We start from the raw sequence: 15,299 nt of genomic DNA, 5'->3' as shown, positions 1-15,299 counted from the left end.
AAAGAGCGGTCAAAAACAGCGATGTTTTTGACCGTTCTTATTTTTTATCTCTCCAATAAGTGGCAAAACGAGGTTTTCCAGAATTAGTTAATCCTCGATATTTATAGGTGATTGTGGTGCCAATAGGTGGTGGATTCTTGCGCTCACTCAGATTAAATCCTGAACCGATTTTGAATTTTCCACGATGATTTTCACAGGTGAGTGAACCGAGTATATTTTCAAATTGTCCTTTTCCTTTATGATGCTCAACCACCATACATTCTTCATCATAAGCGGTTTTAAGCTTCAAAATTTGTGTACTGCGTTTCCGTTCGTAAGGGGCGTTAGGATTACGTAACACAACCCCTTCACCTTTTTTTGCTTCTACTTCATGTAAATAGTTGAATAAGTGCGTTTTATCTTGGATTGGAATTTGTGGAATAATCTTGATATAAGACATAGGGTGGTCTTTCAAATAATCTTCTAAGGTTTTGAGACGTTCAAAAAGGTTGCCTGATGCATTAGGCACATCGAAAACATAAAGTGTTAATTTTGCCCAATTATCACCTTTAAAGGATTTCGTAATAGAAGCAATTTCTTCAAATTGATTGCGTTGACTAAATAGCTCACCATCAATGGCAAAAGGCGGAAATTGAGCCGTAAAGTATGCTGGAGCAGATAAGGGCAATCCTTGACGACTTAATAACGTTTTGCCATCCCAATAACCTCGTACTCCATCTAATTTTTCAGACATCACCCAACCCTAGATATCTTGATTTTCATAGGTATCTAATAGCATTAAATCACTATCGTTCGCCCAAGTTATTTGACTGAATAACATACAAAGTAATAAATAAACTACTAGCATCATCTCTCCTTTTAAATTGTTTGAGTTTAAAAAGTGCGGTCATTTTTTAAAGTGTTTTTAATTGAATTTGTGATTAGTATCGCAAAATAATGAGAAGTAAGCTGGAAAATAGAGAGATAAGAAAGAGCGCTAGATTATTTGAAATGAACGCTATACAATGCCAACGCTATCGCGAATTTTAATTTTTAAGGAGAATAAAATGTATTTTGATCAAATTAAAGCTGAGCTTGTGGAAGCACAAGACGTACTAAATAAGTTTGTTTCAGATGATAACAACATCAAACTCATTGAAAAAGCGGCTAAATTGTTAGCCGAAAGCTTTAAAAATGGCGGGAAAGTATTATCTTGCGGTAATGGTGGTTCTCACTGTGATGCTATGCACTTCGCAGAAGAACTAACCGGCCGTTATCGTGAAAATCGCCCTGGTTATCCTGCGATTGCGATTTCTGATGTAAGTCATTTAAGCTGTGTAAGTAATGACTTTGGTTATGAATATGTTTTCTCTCGCTTTGTTGAAGCCGTCGGTAAAGAAGGCGATGTTTTATTCGGATTATCAACATCAGGCAATTCTAAAAATATCTTAAATGCAATTAAAGCGGCAAAAGCAAAAGGTATGAAAGTGATTGCGATGACAGGTAAAGATGGCGGTAAAATGGCAGGTTTAGCGGATGTTGAAATTCGTGTGCCACACTTTGGTTATGCAGATCGTATTCAAGAAATTCACATCAAAGTGATCCATATTTTAATGATGTTAGTTGAATTTGAAATGGCGAAAGAGGCTTAATACGCGACAAGTGCGGTTAAAAATTCAATGATTTAAAGATCCCAAAAAGTTTTTTGGGATTTTTTATAAAAAACGCTTGCATAAATAATCACTAAAAAGTAATATTTATTCAATCTTACGAATCAATCAAGGATAGCAGTAAACTTAAAATGGCGATTAGTGTTAAAAATTTGAATTTCTTTTATGGTTCATCACAGGCATTGTTTGATATCAATCTTGATGCACAAGAAGGTGATACTGTGGTGTTACTCGGGCCAAGTGGTGCTGGGAAAAGTACGTTAATCCGTACGCTAAATTTGTTAGAAGTACCAACCTCTGGTGAATTGCATATTGCGAATAACCATTTTGATCTGTCTCAAGCGAATAATAATCCAAAGGCTATTCGTCAACTTCGTCAAGATGTGGGGATGGTATTTCAGCAATACAATCTTTGGCCACATTTAACAGTGATTGAAAACCTAATTGAAGCGCCGAAAAAAGTGTTAGGTATTAGCGAGGAAGAAGCGAAAAAAGATGCATTAGAACTTTTAAAACGTTTACGTTTAGAAGAGCATGCCGATCGTTTCCCCCTTCATTTATCAGGTGGTCAGCAACAACGTGTTGCCATTGCTCGAGCATTAATGATGAAACCGCAAGTGTTGTTGTTTGATGAGCCAACGGCTGCACTGGATCCAGAGATTACAGCTCAAGTTGTTGATATCATTAAAGAACTTCAGCAAACGGGTATTACTCAGGTGATTGTGACTCATGAAGTGAATGTGGCACAAAAAGTGGCGACAAAGGTCGTTTATATGGAACAAGGTAAGATTATTGAAATGGGCAGTGCAGATTGCTTTGATAATCCAAAAACCGAACAATTTAAACAATATCTTTCACACTCAGAATAAGGAAACACAACATGAAAAAATTACTTTTAACCGCAATGTTAATGGGCTCAGCTTTTGCTGCGAATGCACAAGAAATCACTTTCGCGATGGAACCGAGCTACCCGCCATTTGAAACAACGAATGAAAAAGGCGAAATCATTGGTTTTGATGTGGATGTAGCGAATGCAATTTGTAAAGAAATCCAAGCGACTTGTCATTTCAAAAGCCAATCTTTTGATGCATTAATTCCAAGTTTGAAAGCAAAACGTTTTGATGCTTCAATTTCTGCGATTGATATTACGGATGCTCGTGCAAAACAAGTAGCGTTTTCTAATGCTTACTATGATAGTTCAGCAAGCTATGTAGCGTTAAAAGGCAAAGCGGATTTAGCTTCAGCAAAAACAGTTGGTGTTCAAAACGGAACAACATTCCAACAATATACTGCAGCAGAAAGCAAACAATATAATGCGAAAGCTTATGCCAGCCTTCAAGATGCGATCTTAGACTTAAAAAATGGCCGTATTGATATTATCTTCGGTGATACAGCGGTGCTAGCTGATATGATTTCAAAAGAAGCTGAAATTCAATTTGTAGGTGACAAAGTGACAGACAAAAAATATTTCGGTAACGGTTTAGGTATCGCGGTAAATAAATCAAGTAAAGAATTGCTAGAAAGCTTGAATAAAGGTTTAGAAGCGGTAAAAGCAAATGGCGAATACCAAAAAATCTATGATAAATGGATGACTAAATAATCTATGTTTTATGATTATCTTACATTAATTGGACATGCAGCCCTAATGACCTTAGGGCTTGCTATTTGCTCTCTGATTGTCGGTTTATTACTCAGCATTGTTTTTACAGGACTAGAGGCTAATAAATATGCATTTATTGCAAAACCAACGGCGATTATTATTGCTTTATTACGTGGTTTACCAGAAATCTTAGTCGTATTATTGATTTATTTTGGTTCAACCCAAGTTGTGGAAATGCTAACGGGAGAGTATATTGAATTCAGCGCCTTTGGTTGTGGTGTATTTGCATTGTCTTTGATTTTTGCCTCTTATGCTTCCCAAACCTTACGTGGCGCGATTCAAGCTATTCCAAAAGGGCAGTGGGAATCAGGTGCAGCTTTAGGATTAAGCCGTCCTTATACCTTCATCAATTTAATTATGCCACAAGTATGGCGACATGCTTTACCAGGCTTAAGCAATCAATGGCTCGTGTTATTAAAAGATACGGCGTTGGTATCATTAATTGGTGTCGATGATTTAATGCGTCAAGCAGGATACATCAATACCAATACTCATGAGCCTTTCACTTGGTATGGCATTGCAGCCTTGATTTATTTAGTGATTACGTTGATCAGCCAAGCGGGGATTCGCAAATTAGAATTACGTTTCACTCGATTTGAACGGGGAGTCGAATAATGTTTCAAGAGTATTTAGCTGTTATTGCTCAAGGTATTCCGACTAGTCTGTTGCTTACGGTTGTCGCATTGTTTATTGCCTTTTTCCTAGCATTGGGCTTAACTTTCTTGCTTTCTATTGGCAATAAATTGGTGAAAAGTACGGTCAATTTGTTCCTTGTTTTATTTACAGGCACCCCACTTTTAGTGCAATTTTTCTTAATTTATGCAGGCCCAGGCCAATTCCAATGGTTGGTGGACAGCTCATTATGGGGATTATTCTCCAATGCATGGTTCTGTGCAGCATTAGCTTTGGCTTTGAATAGTGCCGCTTATTCAACCCAATTATTCCACGGAGCAGTAAAAGCGATCTCTAAAGGTCAATGGGAAAGCTGTGCAGCATTAGGTTTAAGTCGTCTGCAGACTTTAAAAATTCTCATTCCTTATGCGTTAAAACGCGCACTCCCTTCTTATACCAATGAAATTATTTTAGTATTTAAAGGTACAGCATTAGCTTCTACCATTACGATCATGGATATCATGGGATACGCACGCCAACTTTATGGCACAGAATATGATGCGTTAACTATCTACGGTATTGCAGGCGGTATTTACCTCATCATTACTGGTATCGCCACTTTATTACTCCGTCAGTTAGAAAATAAAGTGTTGTCATTCGAACGTATTGATACCGCAAAAGCATAAAGTGCGGTCAAAAATAGAAACAAATCGGGCAGTTTAAAAATTGCCCGATTTTTTATATGATTAAAAATAATATTTTTATTTATGAGGCAATTATGTCCGAATCATCTTCCCTAAAATTCTACCTCGAACTATTACGTTTAATACCGAAAAACACTTCCATTAGCTCGTTAGAGCTGCGAGAGAAATTGCTCGCATTAGGTATTGAGCGCGATTTGCGCAGTATTCAGCGTGCACTGAATACGTTATGTGAGCAGTTTGAAATTGACTGCAATACCAATGATAAGCCCTATAGTTATCGCTGGAAGCCTGATGCGAAAGGCTTGGATATGCCAATTTTAAATGAACAACAATCGTTAGTGTTGATGTTGGCAAAGCAATATTTAGCTGGCATTTTACCTGCCAATATAATGCAATCGATGGAAGGATTCTTTAAACAAGCGGATTACAATCTTGCTTATGAATCGCATAAAAAAGGCGCTTCAGAGTGGCTCAATAAAGTGGCTATTGCACCAACTAGTCAGCCATTGTTGCCAGCGAAAATTGATCCTGAAATTTTTAAGCAAATTAGTACTGCACTGTATCAAAACCGATTTTTGCAAGTGCATTATCGTAGCGTTCACGGCAAGGAGCATAAGGCTCAAGTTAAGCCGCTTGCCCTTGTTCAGCAAGGTCCTAGCAGTTATGTGGTGGCAGAATATGAACATGGTGATATCTTACATTTAGCCTTGCATCGTTTACTTGAAGTGAATGTCAGTACAATGCAATTTGAACGCCCGAAATTTAATCTAAAAGTTTATGTTGAAAGCCAAAACTTTGGTTTTAGTTCAGGTAAAAAAATACGTTTAACTTTCCGTATTGATAAACAAACGGGAGGCTTTTTGACAGAAACCCCGCTTTCAGCTGATCAAAGCGTAAAAGATTGTGGCACTGAATATGAAATTTCAGCCACCGTGATTGAGAGCGCTATGCTGGAGTGGTGGATAGCTCACTTTGGTGAAAATTATCAAGAAATTGAGCGTGTATATTTAGAAGAAACAGTATAACGACATAAATTGTCGCTTTGTGCTTTATGATAAATCTATCTGAAGAGAGGGCATTCAAATGAAACAGATTGTGTACATTGATATGGATAATGTGATGGTAGATTTTCCATCAGGTATTGCAAAACTAGATGATAAAACCAAGCGAGAATATGAAGGTCGATATGATGAAGTCGAGGGTATTTTTAGCTTAATGGAACCCATGCCGAATGCGATTTCTGCTGTGCATAAATTAATGAAAAAATATCATATTTATGTGCTTTCAACTGCGCCTTGGCATAATCCTTCCGCTTGGAGTGATAAAGTAAAATGGATTCAACATTATTTCGGTGAAGAAAAAGGTTCAGCCTTATACAAACGATTGATTTTATCCCATCATAAAAATCTCAACCAAGGTGATTATTTAATTGATGATCGCACTAAAAATGGTGCTGGCAAATTTCAAGGCGAACATGTTCATTTTGGTACAGAACAATTTGCTAATTGGAATTGTGTCTTATCTTACTTAGGCTGTGGACCTTTTACACCAAGTGATGTGTTGCAAGATTGTTTGAAAAAGCCAGCCGCCCTAGTGCAAGTTGAAACTGAGGAGCAAGGCCGAGTCATTGGTGCTTTTGCAGATCGTTATAAATGGCAAGTGTTTAATTTGGCATGTGTTTATGCGGATGAAACAGCAACCGAACACAGAACAGTCTATTTAATTATCAGCCCTTATCTCAGAGATGAATTTAAAATGCGTATTGAAGCTATGTGTGCTCATATTCAAACTGAATATGATGTGTTATTACGCTCAAAATCACAGCTAAAACAATATTTCCAACGCCTTTCAGATAAACCATTCTTGCATATTGAAAGCTATACTTATCAACCTCTTTATAAAGCAGGGAATATTTTTGGCATGATGGCGAGAGATAGACAGGTTGATGAAATTTTAGGACAAAAAGGAGCCTGAAAAATGACTTTGGAAAAGAAACCAATTTGCGTAGTATTAACCGGTGCTGGCATTAGTGCAGAAAGTGGTATTCCTACTTTTAGAGCGGAAGATGGATTGTGGGCAGGGCATAAAGTAGAAGAAGTTTGCACGCCTGAAGCCTTAAAGAAAAACCGTGCAAAAGTATTGGCGTTTTATAATGAACGACGTCGTAATGCTCAAGCTGCAGAGCCTAATGCCGCACACTTAGCTTTGGTTGAATTGGAAGAATTTTATGAAGTTCATATAATCACTCAAAATGTGGATGATTTACATGAGCGAGCGGGAAGTACTAACGTACTCCATTTACATGGTGAATTGAATAAAGCTCGCAGCAGTTTTAATACCGATTACATTGTTCCATGTTTGGGTGATCAACTATTGGAGGATAAGGATAATCACGGTCATCCAATGCGTCCACATATAGTCTTTTTTGGGGAAAATGTACCAATGTTTCCTAAAGCAGAAAAGTTAGTGAAAAAGGCAGATATTGTGATTGTTATTGGCACTTCATTACAAGTTTATCCAGCTAATGGATTGGTAAATCTAGCTCCATACGGTTCACTTATCTATTTGATCGATCCTAATCCCAATACAGGATTTGTTCGTAAGAAAGTGATTGCAATAAAAGAAAAAGCGGGTGAGGGCGTTCCTAAGGTGGTCGCCGAGTTATTGGAGAAAATTAAAAAATCATAGAAAACTGACCGCACTTTTTAAACAACTAGCGATTTTTATGTTGTTATTTTTTAACGACACGAATTGTCGCTATGCTGTGCTATTTTATTGTTTATGAATTAACGAGAAATGTATGCACCCCGTAATTGAATTTTATTTAGAGCAAAGAAAAAACCAATATAATTTATCTTTGCAAGATGTTTGGGCGATGCCCAAAAGAATGATTGGCGATGCTTATTTTTATATTCCTTGGCTTTTACCTGTTACTGAAAGTTCCAAATGGAATCGTTCAGTACCGGTTTTTAACGAAGAAGATCTAGCTATTTTTATTGGAGATGAAGTAATTCAAAATAAATATTTACATTCTATCGATATTATTCTGGATTACTTCTGTTTATATCGTGAAGATAATAAAATATTCCCAAAAACAGAATTGAGTGAACGTAAAGTTTGGCTACGTAATATCGGGCATGAAAGTAAGAAGATTTCCCGCATCATTCGTAGTTTAAATTATTGCGGTCATCCTGAGTTGGCTAAAAGTTTACAGCAACTGGCAATAAAATTAGGTCAAGAAAAAGGCGTAATTCAAGAAGAAACAATGGAAATTTGGGCAAATCTACTTAAACAATAAGGATAAAATGATGGTAACAGAAGATTTTAAAAAAGTGGCAGTATCCTTCGCTGGAGGAGATGGCGGAAATCCTAACTCAGATGTTTGGTTTTGTGGATTAGAATGGGGGATTGGTGATGAAGCTTCTCCTGATGATTTTTATAAGAAATTTAGTTTAAGCCCTAAATTAATACCGCACTCTTGGTTAGAGGACGATTTTGATGGTAGTTGGACTACGCAATATAATCAAAAATTATGTTGGTTTTTGTGGTACTACTATAATTTAGATTGGAAAAGTGGTGAAAGCTATGAGTATTTTGTTAGTACTTATAATGTGCTTTATCCACAGGGTATTGGTTTTAAACTAAATATGCTACCAATCAATTTCAAAAATAGAGCATCAATTCAATGGAATGAACAATTCATTAAGATGACAGGATTTGAAACATTCGATGAATATAGAGAATGGTGTGTTGAAAATCGTGGTGCTTTTTATCGTCAACTTATAGATGAATGTAATCCTAAAGTGATTATTTGTACGGGAGTCACTGAAAAAGATAACTTCTTTAAGTTTTTTACTGGAGAAGCCGTATATGAAACTAAAGCGTTGAAAGAATTTAATATCTTCTATCGCAAGTACAATGATACTTTAATTTGTGTTTGCCCATTTTTTGGTGGCTCAAGTGGCATTAATTCTTACGACAAAATGGAAGCATTAGTAGAGTCAGTAAAAGAATTATGTAAATAATTTTTTTATTAAGTTTAACGTTGATAGATAAATAGCGACTTTGGTCGCTATTTATCATTTTTTCTCTTGCTTAAGCATATGCATAATAAGCCTAATAAGCGTTTCTTTTTGTTTTGGATCAGATTCTGCCACTAATAAAGTGAGTGCGGCAAGGCCAGTATCATTGATAACTGGATGCCCGTTATGATCAAACAAACGCCCATTTCTATGTAAGAAATCTACAAATAAAAATGCGCCACTACGTTTATTACCATCTGAAAAAGGATGGTTCTTGACGACAAAATAAAGTAAATGCGCCGCTTTTGCTTCAATGCTTGGATAAGCGGGTTCACCAAATACACTTTGATCTAAATTGCCTAGAATCGCAGATAAGCCATTATCTCGTTCACGTCCAAAGAGATCACTTGCTTCACCTTTTGCCATCAGCTGTGATTTTAACTTTGCCAGTGCAGAACAAGCCTCAGCATAAGTCGGTAATGTACCGCCTTGCTGTGTTTGTGGTTCGGTAAGTAAACCTTCATCATATTGTTGTAGCCATAAAAAGGTATGCGTATAACGGCTGACTATATCCACTAATCCGCGACCACTTTCTAGCGTTAATTCTGATGAATTTGCCATTTTTTGAATAAGCGCTAGTGCTTGTTCTAATTCGTGAGCATTTTGCTGTAAACGTTTTTGGTTAATGGTATAGCCTTGAGTCAGATATTTTTTTAAACGTGCAGTTGCCCAACGGCGGAAACTAATGCCTTGTTTAGATTTTACTCTATAGCCAACAGAGATAATCATATCTAAATCATAATGCTCAATTTCACGATTGACTTGGCGTTTACCTTCTTGGCGAACTATCCGGAATTTCCGGATAGTTGATTCTTTCTCAAGTTCTTCGTCATCAAATATATTGGTAATGTGCTCATTAATGGTGCGAATATCTTTACCAAATAACATAGCCATCTGCGCTTGGGAAAGCCAAACGGTGTCATTTTCAAATCTCACTTCCACTTGCGTTGTGCCATCTTGAGCTTGGTAAATTTCAATCGGGTTTTGGTTATTCATATTATTTTCCTTAATAACTTACATGTATATATAACTAGATAAATATGCATATTGCAATACAGATCATCTTATTTGCAAAAAACCTTCTAAAAATAACCGCTTTCAATATTCACAAACGACACAAGTTGTCGCTTCCTTTCATATAATTTTTCCATAAAGAGAAATTCTTTACTTCTTACATATTTATAAAGCCTTTAATTAAGAAAAAGGAGCAAATAATGGCAATGAAAGTAATTATGGCAAGAGATCCACTTTTTGAGGATGTAAAAAAATTTGTGCAACAAGAAAAATTTACATCTGGTTCACGGATTCAACGCAGATTTAGTTTGGGATTTAATCGAGCAGGGAGAATTTTAGAACAACTAGAAGAAGCAGGCGTTATTTCACCAATGAAAAATGGACATAGAAAAGTATTATGAAAAATGACTTAAATTATGCAGTGGAACTTATCTGCAAGGCAGACGGTATTTTAATTACTGCTGGGGCTGGAATGAGCGTGGATTCAGGTTTGCCGGATTTTAGAAGTGTCGGCGGGTTTTGGAATGCCTATCCAATGTTTAAAGGCCGTAATATCAATTTCCAAGATATTGCGACACCATTGGCTTATGAAACCCATCAAGAGTTAGCTTATTGGTTTTATGGGCATCGTTTGTTGCAATATCGTGCAACAAGCCCACATGAAGGCTACCAAATTTTAAAATGTTGGGCAGAAAGTAAACCGCATGGTTATTTTGTTTTTACAAGCAATGTGGATGGGCATTTTCAGAAAGCGGGGTTTGAAGAGGGGCGTATTTATGAAGTGCATGGCACATTAGAGCGTTTACAATGTGTTCATAATTGCCGTGATTTGAGTTGGTCTGCAAAAGAATTTCAACCAGTGGTGGATAACGAAAAGTTGCGCTTATTGAGTGAGCCGCCTCGTTGCCATTATTGTCAGCGTTTAGCAAGACAAAATGTGCTTATGTTTGACGATTATTTTTACAGCAGTAATTATCAAAATTTAAAACGAAATAAGCTCGATTTGTGGTTAAAAGAAGTGCAAAATCTCGTCGTCATCGAACTGGGGCGGGTAAAGCCATTCCAACTGTGCGTCGATTTTCTGAGCGTACGGCGAAAGCAAAAAAGGGTGGATTTATCCGTATTAACCCTCAAGATGCAGGCGTGCTGAAAATGCACTTTTTAAGTCTAGAAATGAAAGCGTTAGATGCGCTAAAAGCGATTGATCGCCTTCTAAATCCTTCTCAACAAGCGGTTGAATAATGGAAGATTTTTGCGAAATTACCTTCTGCCAACAAATTGGCAGCAACAAGCGACACAACCAAGATGCTCTTTTTAATGGCGAGGCGGTGTTTCAATATAAACTCAAAACGGCTGAAAAACGCCTTGAAAACCGACCGCACTTTATTGTGGGCGTGGCAGACGGTATTTCCAATAGTAATCGACCTGAAAAAACGAGCAAGTTGGCTATGCAATTGTTAAGCCAAATGGAAAGCATAAACCGTCAAACGATCTACGATTTACAATCTAGTTTATCAGCAGAATTAGCCGAAGATTATTTTGGCTCAGCAACCACATTTTTGGCGGCTGAGATTGATCAAATAACCCGTAAAGCGAAAATTCTCAGCGTGGGCGACAGCCGTGCTTATTTGATTGATGCGCAAGGAAAATGGCACCAAATCACCCAAGATCATTCTATTCTGTCTGAATTATTGGCGGATTTTCCCGATAAAAAAGAAGAAGATTTTGCCACGATTTATGGGGGCGTTTCTTCTTGTTTAGTCGCGGATTATTCCGAATTTCAAGATAAAATTTTTTATCAAGAAATTGAAATTCAAAAAGGGGAAAGTTTATTACTTTGTTCTGATGGATTAACAGATGGAGTTTCTGCTGAAGTGAGAGAAAAAATTTGGAAACAATATGATAATGATAAATCTCGATTGACCGTGTGTCGTAAATTAGTTACGAAACAACGGTTTTATGATGATTTGTCGGTGGTTTGTTGCCATTTTATTTTTGACTAAAAATACACTAGAATTATTTTTCTAGATTGAATATGATTCAGTGAAATTTAACTAAAAATAAGGGAAAACTATGTTTGAAAAAATTCAACCTACTAATATTCGTTTTATTAAGCTGGGAGCAAACGGGTGTTGGGAAGAAAAAAGCATAACGAAAGAAAATGTGATTCGTTTAGGTTATGAATTTAAGCCAGAAACCAATATGCATGAAGAATGCCTTAATGATAGATGGGATAAATGTCGAGAATATTGTATTGAACATTGGAGCAAAGATAGTGGTGCGGTTACAAGACATGTTAATCAAATCAGAGATTTCTATACGTTGGATGAGAATACGCTTTGGATTACATTTTATGGTAGAAAGCTTTACTGGGCGTTCTGTGATAGCACAGTGTATTTAGATGAGGATCAAACCAGATGGCGCAAAGTGAAGAGTAATGGGGGAAAATGGTCTTGTCTAGATATAAAGGGTAAAGAGCTAACAATCGATAACCTTGATGGTAGAGTAACAAAGGTCCAAGCTTATAGAGGGACGATTTGTGGTGTTGAGATGGAAGATTATTTAATACGCCGTATAAATGGCGAAGTTATTGAGGAAATTACAGAAGCAGAAAAGGCGTATGGTACATTAATTAACTCGGTTGAAAAATTAATTAAAGGTTTATGGTGGAGTGATTTTGAACTTTTAACAGATCTTGTTTTTTCTAAATTAGGATGGCAGCGATACTCTGTTTTAGGTAAAACGGAGAAAGGAATAGATCTTGATTTATATTCACCTTCAACAGAGAAGAGAGTATTTGTGCAAATTAAGTCTTATACAGATCGTAAACAATTAGATGAGTATGTTTCTAAGTTTCAAAGCGAATATAAAAACTACGGTTATTCAGAAATGTATTATGTATATCATTCAGGTTTAGAAAATATTAATGAAGACCAAGTTACAGCTTATCAAACTGAAGGAATTAAGCTAATAAATAGTCATAAAATGGCTGAACTTGTCATTAGTGCAGGCTTGGTTCAGTGGTTGATTAAAAAACGCTCTTAGAACTATCTATAGCGACACATTTTGTCGCACTCCTCACTAAAATACTCCTTACTAACCTAGTAAGGAGTATTTTTTATGTCTGAATATAAATTAAACCCACCGACAGTGTCTTCTTATACTGAAAATATGATGCTTAAAGTTTTATTTGAGCATAAAGGTTTTTCCGAAGTGTTTCGGGAGACTAGCTGGCGAAGTGATGAAATCGCCAGTGCGTTTGGGCTGCCTGAAGAATTAGAGAATGATAAAAATTTACGCACGGTTGCTCGTCGGCTTTTAAAGGAGCGGTATAAAACACTTCAAAAATCCACCGCACTTTTACCAGAGTTATGGAAACAGGCGTATGAAAATTTGGCAACGTTGGCAGAATTTTTGCAGTTGAATCCCGTTGAACAGGAACTTCTCCGCTTTGCCATGCATTTACGTAGTGAAGGAGCTATGCGAGATTTGTTTGGCTACTTGCCGAAATCGGATTTACAAAGAACGGCTGGGATCATGGCGGATTTACTTAAACAGCCGAAAAATCAGATTCTATCTGCCTTAAAGAAAGGCAGTAAACTCGATGCTTATGGCCTGATTGATCGCGATTATCGCCCCGATAGTGTGCATGATTATTTAGATTGGGGCGAAACCTTAGATTTTGATGAATTTGTGACCCAACCATTAAACGAAAACGTCCTATTAAAATCTTGTACGGAAGTCGCTCAAGTACCAAGTCTGCAACTGGATGATTTTGCCCATATTGCCGTCATGAAAGAGATGATGTTGACTTATTTGCAACAAGCACTAAAACATCATCGGAAAGGCGTGAATCTTTTAATTTATGGTGTGCCGGGCACCGGTAAAACCGAATTTGCCGGATTGCTTGCACAAGCATTAGGGATTTCGGCGTATAACATTACCTACATGGATTCTGACGGAGATGTTGTGAAGGCAGAGCAACGCCTGAACTACAGCCGCCTTGCTCAAACGTTATTAAACGGCAAGCAGGCGCTTTTAATTTTTGATGAAATTGAAGATGTGTTTAACGGCTCGCTTATAGAGCGTTCTGTTGCACAAAAAAATAAAGCTTGGACAAATCAGTTATTGGAAAACAATAACGTGCCGATGATTTGGTTATCTAATTCTGTTTCGGGCATAGATCCTGCTTTTTTACGCCGCTTTGATTTTATTTTAGAAATGCCGGATTTGCCGTTGAAAAATAAATCAGCACTTATTACGCAGTTAGCCGAGGGAAAATTAAGTCCGGCTTATGTACAACATTTTGCTAAAGTGCGGTCATTAACGCCGGCGATTTTAAGTCGCACAATTCGGGTGGCAAAGGAACTCAATACATCAAATTTTGCTGAGACTTTGCTCATGATGTTTAATCAAACGTTAAAATCGCAAAATAAACCGAAAATTGAACCGCTTGTTTTAGGCAAAGCCGACTATAACTTGGATTATGTGGCTTGTAACGACAATATTCATCGTATTAGTGAAGGGTTAAAACAGTCGAAAAAAGGGCGAATTTGTTGCTATGGCCCGCCGGGAACAGGAAAAACTGCTTGGGCAGCATGGCTTGCTGAAGAGTTGGACATGCCTCTGTTACTAAGACAAGGCTCTGATCTACTTAATCCTTATGTGGGTGGGACAGAACAAAATATTGCTCAAGCCTTTGAACAAGCGAAAGCCGATAACGCATTATTAGTATTAGATGAAGTGGATACGTTCTTATTTTCTCGAGAGGGCGTAAATCGAAGTTGGGAACGTTCACAAGTGAATGAAATGCTGACCCAAATTGAACGTTTTGAGGGATTGATGGTGGTTTCAACAAACCTGATTGAAGCGCTCGATCCTGCGGCATTACGCCGTTTTGATTTGAAATTGAAGTTTGATTATTTAACGCTGAAACAACGTTTAGATTTTGCTAAACAACAGGCTGAAATTTTAGCGTTGCCATCATTATCGGAAGAGGATTTAAGTCAGATTGAATCGCTTAATTTACTGACCCCTGGAGATTTTGCTGCAGTGGCTCGTCGTCACCAATTTTCCCCTTTTCAAAAGGTGCAAGATTGGTTGAGCGCATTACAAGGTGAATGTGAGGTGAAACCAGCGTTTTCTGCAGCGACAAGGCGGATTGGGTTCTGATTAAAGCGCGGTCAAAATACTCATTGGTTTTTGACCGCACTTTTTATTCTCCTGTCAGCCAGCTTGCGAGCAAAATAACGATAGTGAAAATAGCGAACCAGATAAGGTGAAGTTTGGTGCTTTTTCGATTAATTTCGGCATTTTGTTGGCGTCGTTGTTCAAGTTTTTGTTTGTAAATTTCAAGATGTTCTTTTTTAAAAGAAAACCCACAATTTGGACAAAATTGGGCAGATTCGCTGATTTTTTTACGACATTCAGGGCAGCGGGTGAGGGCCATTGATGATCCTTTATTAATTATTTGAATTTATATCCCTATTGTAAGTGAAAAAAGAGTAATGATAAACGTGATATGGATCACAAAATTAAAACATTGTAAAAATTAAAATTTTGATTTTGATGATTTTCA

The 15,299-nt window shown here is 37.1% G+C and carries 16 protein-coding genes and 2 pseudogenes; 15 read left to right on the top strand and 3 right to left on the bottom strand.

All coding sequences use genetic code 11. The annotated features are described in order from the left end of the window. Positions 1-37 precede the first annotated feature (37 nt). Positions 38-847, bottom strand: a pseudogene (locus DX522_RS02395) (DNA ligase). 199 nt (positions 848-1,046) lie between these two features. Between DX522_RS02395 and lpcA the strand changes: the two are divergent. The 10 genes from lpcA to DX522_RS02345 all read left to right on the top strand — a co-directional run bounded on the left by lpcA (position 1,047) and on the right by DX522_RS02345 (position 8,650). Further along, entirely contained in the window at positions 1,047-1,631 is a 585-nt protein-coding gene (gene lpcA / locus DX522_RS02390; protein WP_115179695.1) for a D-sedoheptulose 7-phosphate isomerase, read from the top strand. Between the two features lie 149 nt (positions 1,632-1,780). Continuing rightward, positions 1,781-2,518 (top strand): arginine ABC transporter ATP-binding protein ArtP, encoded by a 738-nt coding sequence (gene artP, locus DX522_RS02385; RefSeq protein WP_005696556.1) that lies wholly within the window; start codon positions 1,781-1,783, stop codon positions 2,516-2,518. 11 nt (positions 2,519-2,529) lie between these two features. Beyond that, positions 2,530-3,249 (top strand): lysine/arginine/ornithine ABC transporter substrate-binding protein, encoded by a 720-nt coding sequence (locus DX522_RS02380; protein WP_115179694.1) that lies wholly within the window; start codon positions 2,530-2,532, stop codon positions 3,247-3,249. Between the two features lie 3 nt (positions 3,250-3,252). Next, on the top strand, positions 3,253-3,924 hold the full coding sequence (gene artQ / locus DX522_RS02375; RefSeq protein ID WP_115179693.1) for an arginine ABC transporter permease ArtQ: 672 nt from the start codon (positions 3,253-3,255) through the stop codon (positions 3,922-3,924). Next, a complete protein-coding gene (gene artM, locus DX522_RS02370) occupies positions 3,924-4,607 on the top strand; it encodes an arginine ABC transporter permease ArtM (protein ID WP_115179692.1) in 684 nt (227 codons plus the stop codon). The genes artQ and artM overlap by 1 nt, the downstream gene beginning before the upstream one ends. A gap of 92 nt (positions 4,608-4,699) precedes the next feature. Next, positions 4,700-5,650, top strand: a complete 951-nt coding sequence (locus DX522_RS02365; protein WP_115180876.1) for a helix-turn-helix transcriptional regulator — start codon at positions 4,700-4,702, stop codon at positions 5,648-5,650. 58 nt (positions 5,651-5,708) lie between these two features. Further along, positions 5,709-6,599 (top strand): 5' nucleotidase, NT5C type, encoded by an 891-nt coding sequence (locus DX522_RS02360; protein ID WP_115179691.1) that lies wholly within the window; start codon positions 5,709-5,711, stop codon positions 6,597-6,599. Positions 6,600-6,602: 3 nt separating this feature from the next. Next, entirely contained in the window at positions 6,603-7,313 is a 711-nt protein-coding gene (locus DX522_RS02355; RefSeq protein ID WP_115179690.1) for an SIR2 family NAD-dependent protein deacylase, read from the top strand. A gap of 112 nt (positions 7,314-7,425) precedes the next feature. Continuing rightward, complete coding sequence (locus DX522_RS02350) at positions 7,426-7,923, top strand: opioid growth factor receptor-related protein (RefSeq protein ID WP_115179689.1); 498 nt, start codon at positions 7,426-7,428, stop codon at positions 7,921-7,923. 10 nt (positions 7,924-7,933) lie between these two features. Continuing rightward, the gene (locus DX522_RS02345) at positions 7,934-8,650 is read left to right on the top strand and encodes a hypothetical protein (RefSeq protein ID WP_115179688.1); all 717 of its coding nucleotides are present in this window, start codon (positions 7,934-7,936) and stop codon (positions 8,648-8,650) included. Positions 8,651-8,704: 54 nt separating this feature from the next. On the opposite strand, the gene rhuM is transcribed toward DX522_RS02345, so the two are convergent. Continuing rightward, positions 8,705-9,703, bottom strand: coding sequence for a RhuM family protein (gene rhuM / locus DX522_RS02340; protein ID WP_115179687.1), 999 nt, complete (start codon positions 9,701-9,703; stop codon positions 8,705-8,707). Between the two features lie 218 nt (positions 9,704-9,921). Here rhuM and DX522_RS02335 point away from each other — a divergent pair, with 218 nt between their 5' ends. The 5 genes and pseudogenes from DX522_RS02335 (at position 9,922) to DX522_RS02315 (ending at position 14,893) form a co-directional block, all read left to right on the top strand. Continuing rightward, the gene (locus DX522_RS02335) at positions 9,922-10,122 is read left to right on the top strand and encodes a DNA translocase FtsK (RefSeq protein ID WP_115179686.1); all 201 of its coding nucleotides are present in this window, start codon (positions 9,922-9,924) and stop codon (positions 10,120-10,122) included. After that, a pseudogene (locus DX522_RS02330) lies at positions 10,119-10,963 on the top strand (SIR2 family NAD-dependent protein deacylase). Before DX522_RS02335 ends, DX522_RS02330 begins: the two are co-directional and overlap by 4 nt. Then, positions 10,963-11,724, top strand: a complete 762-nt coding sequence (locus tag DX522_RS02325; protein ID WP_115179685.1) for a PP2C family protein-serine/threonine phosphatase — start codon at positions 10,963-10,965, stop codon at positions 11,722-11,724. The pseudogene DX522_RS02330 and the gene DX522_RS02325 overlap by 1 nt, the downstream one beginning before the upstream one ends. A gap of 70 nt (positions 11,725-11,794) precedes the next feature. Further along, positions 11,795-12,766 carry a restriction endonuclease gene (locus DX522_RS02320; RefSeq protein ID WP_115179684.1) on the top strand — a complete coding sequence of 324 codons (972 nt, stop codon included), beginning with the start codon at positions 11,795-11,797 and terminating at the stop codon, positions 12,764-12,766. Between the two features lie 75 nt (positions 12,767-12,841). Then, the gene (locus DX522_RS02315) at positions 12,842-14,893 is read left to right on the top strand and encodes an AAA family ATPase (RefSeq protein WP_115179683.1); all 2,052 of its coding nucleotides are present in this window, start codon (positions 12,842-12,844) and stop codon (positions 14,891-14,893) included. 43 nt (positions 14,894-14,936) lie between these two features. Here DX522_RS02315 and DX522_RS02310 read toward each other — a convergent pair whose 3' ends face one another. Continuing rightward, a complete protein-coding gene (locus tag DX522_RS02310; protein WP_115179682.1) occupies positions 14,937-15,170 on the bottom strand; it encodes a zinc ribbon domain-containing protein in 234 nt (77 codons plus the stop codon). Positions 15,171-15,299: the final 129 nt, after the last annotated feature.

This window comes from Haemophilus parainfluenzae (genome assembly GCF_900450995.1).
Classification (GTDB): domain Bacteria; phylum Pseudomonadota; class Gammaproteobacteria; order Enterobacterales; family Pasteurellaceae; genus Haemophilus_D; species Haemophilus_D parainfluenzae_O.
Note: the sequence above shows the minus strand (reverse complement) of the source record. Positions and strands in the feature narration are given on the sequence as shown.

Excerpts from the sequence above, each read along its gene's own strand:
- lpcA (WP_115179695.1), top strand. The coding sequence starts at position 1,047 with ATGTATTTTGATCAAATTAAAGCTGAGCTTGTGGAAGCACAAGACGTA.
- artP (WP_005696556.1), top strand. The coding sequence starts at position 1,781 with ATGGCGATTAGTGTTAAAAATTTGAATTTCTTTTATGGTTCATCACAG.
- DX522_RS02380 (WP_115179694.1), top strand. The coding sequence starts at position 2,530 with ATGAAAAAATTACTTTTAACCGCAATGTTAATGGGCTCAGCTTTTGCT.
- artQ (WP_115179693.1), top strand. The coding sequence starts at position 3,253 with ATGTTTTATGATTATCTTACATTAATTGGACATGCAGCCCTAATGACC.
- artM (WP_115179692.1), top strand. The coding sequence starts at position 3,924 with ATGTTTCAAGAGTATTTAGCTGTTATTGCTCAAGGTATTCCGACTAGT.
- DX522_RS02365 (WP_115180876.1), top strand. The coding sequence starts at position 4,700 with ATGTCCGAATCATCTTCCCTAAAATTCTACCTCGAACTATTACGTTTA.
- DX522_RS02360 (WP_115179691.1), top strand. The coding sequence starts at position 5,709 with ATGAAACAGATTGTGTACATTGATATGGATAATGTGATGGTAGATTTT.
- DX522_RS02355 (WP_115179690.1), top strand. The coding sequence starts at position 6,603 with ATGACTTTGGAAAAGAAACCAATTTGCGTAGTATTAACCGGTGCTGGC.
- DX522_RS02350 (WP_115179689.1), top strand. The coding sequence starts at position 7,426 with ATGCACCCCGTAATTGAATTTTATTTAGAGCAAAGAAAAAACCAATAT.
- DX522_RS02345 (WP_115179688.1), top strand. The coding sequence starts at position 7,934 with ATGGTAACAGAAGATTTTAAAAAAGTGGCAGTATCCTTCGCTGGAGGA.
- rhuM (WP_115179687.1), bottom strand. The coding sequence starts at position 9,703 with ATGAATAACCAAAACCCGATTGAAATTTACCAAGCTCAAGATGGCACA.
- DX522_RS02335 (WP_115179686.1), top strand. The coding sequence starts at position 9,922 with ATGGCAATGAAAGTAATTATGGCAAGAGATCCACTTTTTGAGGATGTA.
- DX522_RS02325 (WP_115179685.1), top strand. The coding sequence starts at position 10,963 with ATGGAAGATTTTTGCGAAATTACCTTCTGCCAACAAATTGGCAGCAAC.
- DX522_RS02320 (WP_115179684.1), top strand. The coding sequence starts at position 11,795 with ATGTTTGAAAAAATTCAACCTACTAATATTCGTTTTATTAAGCTGGGA.
- DX522_RS02315 (WP_115179683.1), top strand. The coding sequence starts at position 12,842 with ATGTCTGAATATAAATTAAACCCACCGACAGTGTCTTCTTATACTGAA.
- DX522_RS02310 (WP_115179682.1), bottom strand. The coding sequence starts at position 15,170 with ATGGCCCTCACCCGCTGCCCTGAATGTCGTAAAAAAATCAGCGAATCT.